An 8,356-nucleotide genomic window follows, 5' to 3' on the forward strand; every position below is an offset into this window, starting at 1 on the left:
TTTGGCAGTGGAAGCGGGTGTCGATATTCTACTTATGCCATTAGACCCGGAAGGTGCGATCGCCGCGATCTGCGATGCGGTCAATTCCGGACGTATCTCTCCGGAACGGATTCGGGCCTCTGTGGAACGTATCTGGCAAGCAAAGTCCAAAGTTTTCTCGTCCCAAACTCAGACAGATGGAAACGAGAATTTCTCTCCCGCCAACTTCCTGCACCAACTGGCCAGTCCCGCCGCACTCACTACGGTCAATGCCATCTTACGCGACAGCTGTCAAGTTTTTGGTTCTGTACCTTTGCCCAAAGAAAACTTAATCAATTTACGTAACTTAATAGTTGTTGACAATCTGCTAGACTGTAAATTCCTCGATCGCCAAGCACCCGCGATCGCTATACCCCAAGGGAGAGGATACACAACTCAGTTATGCGATGGCCATACGCCAATCTCTACTTCCGATCGTCCTCAGCCGACTCTGTTACAAGTCTTTATGCGTGGCAATCCCTTTCGGGGAAGTGCCGGATTAACCGAAATTGCAGAGGATTGGTTTAACAATTTATTAAAAACTGGTGAATTGCAAGCTTTGGTAGTTTACGGTAGTCCTTATATTAAAAATAAGTTTTTACAATATCTCCCACCAGATATACCTTGCGTCTACTCATTTGGGCAGATTTCAGCAGCACAAGCGATCTCTCTGGAAGCATTATTTGGTATCTAAAACTATTTTCTTTATAAAAATTTAATTTTTTATTTCGTTATCCCTCTGAAGAGGGAGTTCTCCATCAGGATATTTTTAGAACTCCCATTCCGCGTATGGCAGCATTAGAAAGGCTTCTGGGATACCTGCTTAACGTGGCTTAATGTGGGCATTACCCCATGTTTACCAATCCTAAACCCACTGCCATAGGATTGCCAGGAAAATCAATAGTGGCAAACACCTGTAAATTTACTCCGGAAAAAAGTCAAGGTTTGATGACTTTTGAAACATTTGTTAATATAATAGAGGAGCAGATAGCGTAAAAATGAAAAGAGTTTAGTATATAGAGCTACAAACTATCTACTCTCCGACCAACAATTTCTGAATACTTTAAGAGTGAATACAATGAGCGTAAACGTGGTGTCCGCGATATCGGTTCAATACTCTCTGGATGTAATCAAAGAAGAAGCGCGTCGTCTCGTGTATAAAGGAGTTGTTAGCCGTCAGCAACCCATCTACACCCTCTGCCAATATATTCCTGCCCGTGAATGGGCTTGGGTAGAGTGCGAGTTGGAGAAGAGTAACTACTTACTTAGGGATCGGATTGCCGATTTAATGGGTCGCGAAGAATGGCAGAACGATTGAAGTCAAAGCGGGCTCTAGTCTTTCTTGCCCGATCGGCTCTCGGCTAGATACCTTATCTGTTGTCGGTGACTTTTAACAAAATCTGTCGGAAGGCTGAAGCCTGCTTAAACTCGGTTAGGCTATCTGCCCTCAGATACCCTTAATTAACTTTTGTTCTATTAGACCAAAGCGGAATGTAACCGCAGATTAAGTCTGTTAGCACTTGGAGAATGTCTCAATATCCAAACATAAAACTGATGAACCAGCCAGAGGCGATCGCCTCTGGCTGGTTATTCGCAACTTCACAAAAATTAAAAATTTTGTCGTTTTGGGTTCTGGCCAATGGCGCTCAACTCAAAACTCTGCTGCTTTAGCATAGAAATTTACCATTGTCAAGGAGTAATAGCAATAGAAGATTCACGACTGCGAATCTTGATTTCTCAGCCTTTCCAGCTCCGCACGCATAGCGGCAATTTGTGCAGTCAGTTCCTGTAGCTCTTGCTGCACTTCTGGAGGATCTGGGGAAATAGGTATCTCGCTCGGATCTGTAGACTGTGCCCCCGTCTCAGTGGGGGTTTGATTTTTGCCTTGATTTAAAAGGGATTCAACGAAATTGCGAGCCTCCTGCTCAGTTAGTTCCCCTTTTTTAGCCCACTCATCAGTTAGTTGGCCAAACTCGGACTTACTAACTTTAGAAATAATTTCCTCTCGCTTTTGAGAGTCCGTCACACTTTCAATCAGGGAAGCGGCTGCGCCCAGAGAGACGCGAAATCCTGTTTGCAGTAGCTCAATCGGGTTATCTGAGTTCATCGGCAAGTTCATCTCGGAACAGGCGTTTGCAAACAGCAACACAAGGATCTTGAAGCCGCAACAGCTGCTTTACCGTGTGCCGCAGTCGTTTTTAGTTTACAGTATTGAGCGCTCACAGCCAAATTTGTAAATTATTTTTACAGGTATGTAGTAGCACTCAACCAAACTGTTCCAGATAAACGTTGATGTCCTCGGTAATGCGAGTCAGTTCGGCTTCGGTACTCAGACGAATCCGATCGTCCCGAAGCGTGATTAAGACTTTGGCGGCAAAGGGACTGGGCCAGATGTTGGGGTTGCAGAACATTTCCAGAAACACTTCACCAGCGTATCGGTACTCCATCGGTTTCTGGGGACTGGCTTTACCGCCACCGCCGCCAGTCGCTTGAGCGCTAACTGCTTTCAAGCGCTCCATCAACTGGGCGATCGCACCTTGTAGTTCCCGCGCCGCTTCTGGTGTGAAGCTAAAGGAAACAGAACCATCTCCCAGGTTAAGTCTGAGTTGAGAAGATGACATTAGCAATTAATCTTTACATACTGCTATTAATGCTAAGAGATATGGTCGCTTTACGGAAGGGGTTGCCCATCAAATCAAGCAAAGCACTTGCTATTAATTAAAAATAATGTCAACAACCAAAAGTAATTATAGGTGTTAAATACAACTAAAATGCTGATAAGGCAAGGTTTTTAACTCTCCTGTTCCTGTTGAGATCTACACTGGAGGCGAGATAATTTTCATAGAGAAGCAATAGGGTCATGGTTTTAGATAACCGCTCTGAAGTGCGAAAAGTTTTGCTGATCACTCTACTACTTAACTTAGTAGTAATGGCGATCAAAGCAAGTGTAGGGTGGTGGACTGGTTCCCTGAGCTTGTTGGCAGACGCGCTACACAGCGTCACCGACAGCGCCAACAACGTATTGGGACTGGTTGCCAGCCGCTTGGCTTCTCCGCAACCAGACCGCGACCACCCTTACGGACACCAGAAATTTGATGCTCTGGGGGCATTGGGAATAGCTGCCTTCTTGGGCGTCGCCTGCTTTGAAATTCTTAAAGGTGCAATAGAACGAACGATCGAAGGCTTTCAACACGGTTTGCAATCAATCAAAATATCGGCACCCGAACTGTGGATACTGCTGATTGTTCTGGGCATCAATATTTTTGTCACATTCTACGAGCGTAATGTCGGGATACGAGTCGGCAGCCCGATTCTAATTGCAGACGCCCAGCATACCATGAGCGATGTTTGGGTAACGATTACCGTTCTTTTGGGTTTGATAGGCGTTTGGCAAGCAGGGGTTTTAAATCTGCCCGCACTTCAGTGGTTGGATGTGATTTTGTCTTTTCCAGTGGCTTTGTTAGTTTTTCGCAGCGGTTGGTCGGTGTTGAAAGAAAATCTACCGTGGTTGGTGGATGAAATGGCGATCGCACCGGAGGCTATTCATACGATCGCTATGCAAGTTCCGGGAGTCATCAACTGCCACGAAATTGCTTCCAGAGGAGTCGTAGGACGACAAGTGTTTATCGAAATGCACCTGATTGTGAGCGCCCAAGATGTGGAAGGAGCCCATCGAATTACCGAAGAAGTAGAAGCGCGTCTGGCAGAACGGTTTAGCCCGGTAAGAGTCTTAATTCACGTCGAACCGCCTACCTACAAATCGGATCGGATCACTTACGATCGTTAATAAAATTACAGGTAGTTTTCCACAGCAACACCCACTTTTCCACAGATATTGTGCAGTTTTTCCACAAAAAGTTAAGAAATTACCCACCCGAAATGAGCCCAGAGAAAGTCAAAAGTTAAAAGTCAAAAGTCAAAAAGAAGAGGGAGAGGGAAAAGGGAAAAGGGAGATGAAAAAAGGAAAAATATTAATTCTTCCCACTCCCCCACTCCCTACGAATGAATAAGCTGGGTAATCGAAGCAGATTCGATCTCACTCCCACTCGATCGTTCCGGGCGGTTTAGAGGTAACATCGTAGACCACGCGATTTACCCCAGGGACTTCGTTGACAATGCGGGTAGAGATAGTTTCCAACAAATCGTAAGGCACTCGCGCCCAGTCAGCCGTCATCCCATCTTCGCTTTTGACAAAGCGCAAGACGATCGGATAAGCATAGGTGCGCTGATCTCCCATCACCCCTACACTGCGGATCGGTAACAGAACAGCAAAAGCTTGCCACAAATGGCCGTACATTCCCTGGCGGTTGATTTCCTGGCGCACGATCAAGTCAGCATCCCGCAGAATATCCAGTTTTTCTGCCGTGACTTCGCCCAGAATGCGAATAGCCAATCCGGGGCCAGGGAAAGGATGACGCTGTACAATTTCTTCTGGTAAGCCGATCGAACGACCGACCTTGCGAACTTCATCCTTGAACAATTTCCGCAAAGGCTCTACCAGCTTAAAACGCAGGTCTTTCGGCAAACCACCGACATTGTGATGGCTTTTAATTTTCACAGCTACCCGTTCCCCGGTTTTGGGGTCAACGTTAGTATCTGCTGATTCGATCACATCCGGGTAAAGGGTGCCTTGGGCCAGATAATCGAAGGGGCCGAGGCGTCTTGATTCTTCTTCAAAAACGCGGATAAATTCGTGACCGATGCGGCGACGTTTTTCTTCCGGATCGCTAACTCCAGCGATCGCCGCCAAAAAACGATCTCTGGCATTGACGTACTCCACCGGAATGTGGAATTGTTCTTGAAACAGCTTCAACAGACGCTCAGGCTCATGTTTACGCATGAAGCCTTGGTCGATGAACATACAAGTTAATCGATCGCCGATCGCCTTGTGCATCAAAAACGCCAGCGTGGAAGAATCAACGCCGCCGGAAAGAGCCAGCAATACCCGCTTATCGCCAACCTTACCTCGAACTTCTCGTACTGCTTGCTCAACAAAAGCCGCAGTAGTCCAGGTCGGTTCGCAGTCGCAAATGTGATACACAAAGTTGCGGATTAAAGCCTGACCGCCAACCGAATGAACCACTTCCGGATGGAACTGCACGCCGTAGAGCTTTTTCTCATGATCGGCGATCGCCGCACAGGGAGTATTTTCTGTATGAGCGAGGATTTCAAAACCCGATGGCAGGAGGGTACAAGAGTCGCCGTGGCTCATCCACATCGTTGTAGCATCTTCCACATTGGTGAGCAAATCCGTGGGATCGTCAATCAAAAGCGACGCTTTGCCATACTCGCCCCGCTCGGCTCGCGTTACTTCCCCACCCAGCTGTTGCACCATCAGTTGCATCCCGTAGCAAACACCCAGAATGGGAATGCCTAAATCCCAAATGCGGCGATCGCAATGGGGTGCCCCTGCATCATAAACCGAGTTGGGGCCTCCAGATAGGATTATCCCCTTTGGATTAATCTCTTGTAGCTGTTCGACAGTAGTGCGATAAGAAATGACCTCTGAATAAACTTGAGTTTCCCGAATCCGGCGAGCGATTAACTCGGAGTACTGAGAGCCAAAATCCAGAATTATAATTATCTGGCGATCCAACTGTGCCAAAGATTCGGTAGGGAGCGGTTGAGATGTCTGGAGTGTCACTGAATAAATCCAAAAAAGAGAGCTTAATAATGTCCCAATATATCTATTTATAGCTACTAAAACCACAGACAAATATCTCGGTCTTAGCTTGCTTGAGGTAAAACCTCAATGGATGGCTACACATCCGATCTCCTATTACCTCTCGGTGTTGAGGACTGCTTGGGTTAACTTTAATTGCCTGACTGAAATTTAGTTATCATCTCAGATTTGACCTGAGTGACCTTTGTCAGGCATTCCAAATTATCCCTCAAACCCAGCTTGGGTGTCTATAAAAATATAGACTTAACTACAAAATGAGTGAAGCTTTTCCATACTGAACTGCGCTGATTACTTTTCTTTTTGGTTATCAGCAGTGAGCGACGATCGGTAATTAACTATTAAGCATTTCTCACAGTTTAATTCTGCCCACTACTTAACATGACTAATTGCAGATCGCCGTATGAAGACCCAGCAATGCAGACAGCAAGGCATAACCCATTTCACTTTTGACAAAGATCTGACGATCGCGGTCAAACAAAACCGATCCCACGCAAACATTTTTTTCGGTGTGAGTGCGAATGTAAGCTTGGGATCGCTTATCGATTGCGAGGGCGATCGAACTATAAACTAAATTGACCCAATTGCTGGCGCTTTGGGCATCCAAATCGCGCAGATATTTCAAAGCGTCTTCAGCTGTTGCGCTAGTAAATACCTTTTGTAAGGCGGGTGTCGGTAAACCCACTTGGGCGCAGTGAGCGGTAAGAATTTCCAAGCGTCCGTCAGCAAGATGATGGTGAGTGTGAAAAATGCCACCAGCCAATTTAATCAGCTTACCGTGGTAGCCAAATAATAAAATTCCTTTAACGCCCTGAACGATCGCCTCTACTAACATTGGCCCCAACCAGTTGGCGGTTTTGACCAGCCTCTCTGGTGGAATATCCAGTTGTCGAGCTAAGTCTAAACCGTTTTCTCCCACACAAAAAACCAAAATTGAAGACTCTTGAGTGTAAGAAGAAGTATTTTCCCCATTTTCTTCGCGCTCTGGGCTTAATTTGCCGGCTTTTTCTCGTAATTCCGCAAGGGCAGTTTCCAAATGACCGGGCGCACTCAAAGGCTCGGAAATACCTGTAGTACCCAACAAGGAAAGTCCATCGACGACCCCAAAAGCTGCGTTAGAGGTACGTTTTGCCAGAGATCTCCCTTCCGGTAAAACGATCGTCACCTGAATTTTTGACTCCAGTTCTAGCAGAGGCTCTAGGTTTTGGCGCAACAGTCGTTTGGCATATCTGTATATTGCAGCTTCTCCACTAGCATCAACTATTCGCCCAATTCCTTCACCGCCTTTGATGACAATCTGCTCTTCTGCTTCCTGACAAAATTCCACCAGTGTCCAGATCGGTGTGTTGCGAGTAAGGTCGAGGTTATCGCCTGGATCGCTGCGCGTAATTGCCAAAGCTTCCCCCTCATTGATTCCGCTTACCTGCTCTATCGGGATTTCTACGATTTGGCTGGGTTCGATCAAATCTACTGACACCGATGGAACAGATTTGCGCTCCTTTAACCATAGCAGGGCGGCGATCGCACCAGCACAGGCAAACACAGGCAAGGTATATCCAGAACGGGTTAAAGTCATGTCAATTTTAGATTTTGGATGCAAGGATTTTGGATTGCTGATGGGTGAGAGCGGTCTTTGCTGCTTCCTAAGCTTCATGCCCGCATCGGTGTGATTTAAATCATAGGTTTACGGTGACCGATCGCAAACCAAGAAACACAGTTTTGCTTCACCCTATAAGAGTAAGGTAAGGCTTTCCGCCGATTTACTCTTGAGGTGCTAGTTGAAATACTAGACAAATCAGAATGTCAAACTGTACGGGCAACGCATTTAAAGCTTCGTCCTTACAAAAATTTGAAAAGGCAATCTGAGCCCAAGAATTCCTTACTCTCTAGGGAATGAGAGCATCAAAAGTATGATTTGCGAGGCTCCCAACCCGACGCCTGAATTTCCACCACTACGTCCTGGAGCTTCCAATGGAACCCCTCATGGACTTCGCTAACTTTCCTCATCTAGTCAACACAACAGAAACTGGACGGCCCCGCACCGTTGTGCTGAGACCGAATGGCTGTCTCGATAATATGAGCTGCCCAGCTTTCACAAAGGCGCTAGAACAAGCTCTGGAATTAACATCTGACACTGTAGTTGTCGATCTGTTATGGGTAGACAACGTGGAAGCAGAGGGAGTTAACAGTCTGATTTCTGGGCTGAAAAGAGCCGCGTCTTTGGGTAAGACGCTATCCTTGCGATTTATGGATGTAGGAACTCAGGCAGCTGTTGAAGCTGCGTGCGTTCGCCAGTATGTGTAGCGAGCGATCCCTGGCAAGACGACAGACGCGGTGTCGCTGTCAGATCGACTTACACAAATCATCATTCGGTTGACGCTACGGGATCGGGCTGAATCTTTTTTGCTAACTATACTAGCCTCATCTGCTTGGCAGTAGATGAGGCCAGTCGTTTTTTTAATCTTTTATTAATTTTTCTGCCTTCACTTCGACGATCGGGATCGTCTTTTCTTGCAGGTAATCGATCAGATCCTTCAAGTCGCGATACCGATAGGTTGGGAGTAGCCAAGATAGTTGAGAGTTCTCAAAAATAGGGTATTCCCCAGCTTTTGCCTGCACGAAAGGCTGCACCGGCACGCGCTCTAGTTGAGGCAGAAT

9 protein-coding genes and 1 pseudogene are annotated in these 8,356 nt (G+C 46.6%); 5 read left to right on the forward strand and 5 right to left on the reverse strand.

Features of this window, described 5'->3' with window-relative positions:
• From H6S82_RS10475 to H6S82_RS10485, 3 genes and pseudogenes are all read left to right on the forward strand, one after another.
• Window positions 1-712: pseudogene (locus H6S82_RS10475) on the forward strand (glycoside hydrolase family 3 N-terminal domain-containing protein); the annotation flags it as partial.
• A 384-nt stretch (window positions 713-1,096) separates the two neighbouring features.
• A complete protein-coding gene (locus H6S82_RS10480; RefSeq protein ID WP_190475350.1) occupies window positions 1,097-1,336 on the forward strand; it encodes a DUF4327 family protein in 240 nt (79 codons plus the stop codon).
• Between the two features lie 209 nt (window positions 1,337-1,545).
• Complete coding sequence (locus H6S82_RS10485; protein WP_190475348.1) at window positions 1,546-1,689, forward strand: hypothetical protein; 144 nt, start codon at window positions 1,546-1,548, stop codon at window positions 1,687-1,689.
• A gap of 43 nt (window positions 1,690-1,732) precedes the next feature.
• Here the strand turns inward: H6S82_RS10485 and H6S82_RS10490 are convergent, their stop codons facing one another.
• The gene (locus tag H6S82_RS10490) at window positions 1,733-2,125 is read right to left on the reverse strand and encodes a hypothetical protein (RefSeq protein WP_190475346.1); all 393 of its coding nucleotides are present in this window, start codon (window positions 2,123-2,125) and stop codon (window positions 1,733-1,735) included.
• Between the two features lie 157 nt (window positions 2,126-2,282).
• Window positions 2,283-2,639 carry a hypothetical protein gene (locus H6S82_RS10495; protein ID WP_190475344.1) on the reverse strand — a complete coding sequence of 119 codons (357 nt, stop codon included), beginning with the start codon at window positions 2,637-2,639 and terminating at the stop codon, window positions 2,283-2,285.
• A 239-nt stretch (window positions 2,640-2,878) separates the two neighbouring features.
• Between H6S82_RS10495 and H6S82_RS10500 the strand changes: the two genes are divergently transcribed.
• Window positions 2,879-3,805, forward strand: a complete 927-nt coding sequence (locus tag H6S82_RS10500; RefSeq protein ID WP_190475342.1) for a cation diffusion facilitator family transporter — start codon at window positions 2,879-2,881, stop codon at window positions 3,803-3,805.
• Window positions 3,806-4,054: 249 nt separating this feature from the next.
• Here H6S82_RS10500 and guaA read toward each other — a convergent pair whose 3' ends face one another.
• On the reverse strand, window positions 4,055-5,662 hold the full coding sequence (gene guaA / locus H6S82_RS10505; RefSeq protein ID WP_322112032.1) for a glutamine-hydrolyzing GMP synthase: 1,608 nt from the start codon (window positions 5,660-5,662) through the stop codon (window positions 4,055-4,057).
• Between the two features lie 421 nt (window positions 5,663-6,083).
• Complete coding sequence (cbiD, locus tag H6S82_RS10510) at window positions 6,084-7,274, reverse strand: cobalt-precorrin-5B (C(1))-methyltransferase CbiD (RefSeq protein WP_190475340.1); 1,191 nt, start codon at window positions 7,272-7,274, stop codon at window positions 6,084-6,086.
• A 395-nt stretch (window positions 7,275-7,669) separates the two neighbouring features.
• Between cbiD and H6S82_RS10515 the strand changes: the two genes are divergently transcribed.
• Window positions 7,670-8,002, forward strand: a complete 333-nt coding sequence (locus H6S82_RS10515; RefSeq protein WP_190475337.1) for an STAS domain-containing protein — start codon at window positions 7,670-7,672, stop codon at window positions 8,000-8,002.
• Window positions 8,003-8,155: 153 nt separating this feature from the next.
• Here the strand turns inward: H6S82_RS10515 and H6S82_RS10520 are convergent.
• On the reverse strand, window positions 8,156-8,356 hold a 201-nt coding region (locus tag H6S82_RS10520), incomplete at its 5' end, for a hypothetical protein (RefSeq protein ID WP_191056203.1).

Source organism: Planktothrix sp. FACHB-1355 (assembly GCF_014748295.1).
In the GTDB taxonomy this organism is placed as follows: Bacteria; Cyanobacteriota; Cyanobacteriia; order Cyanobacteriales; family Aerosakkonemataceae; genus Aerosakkonema; species Aerosakkonema funiforme_A.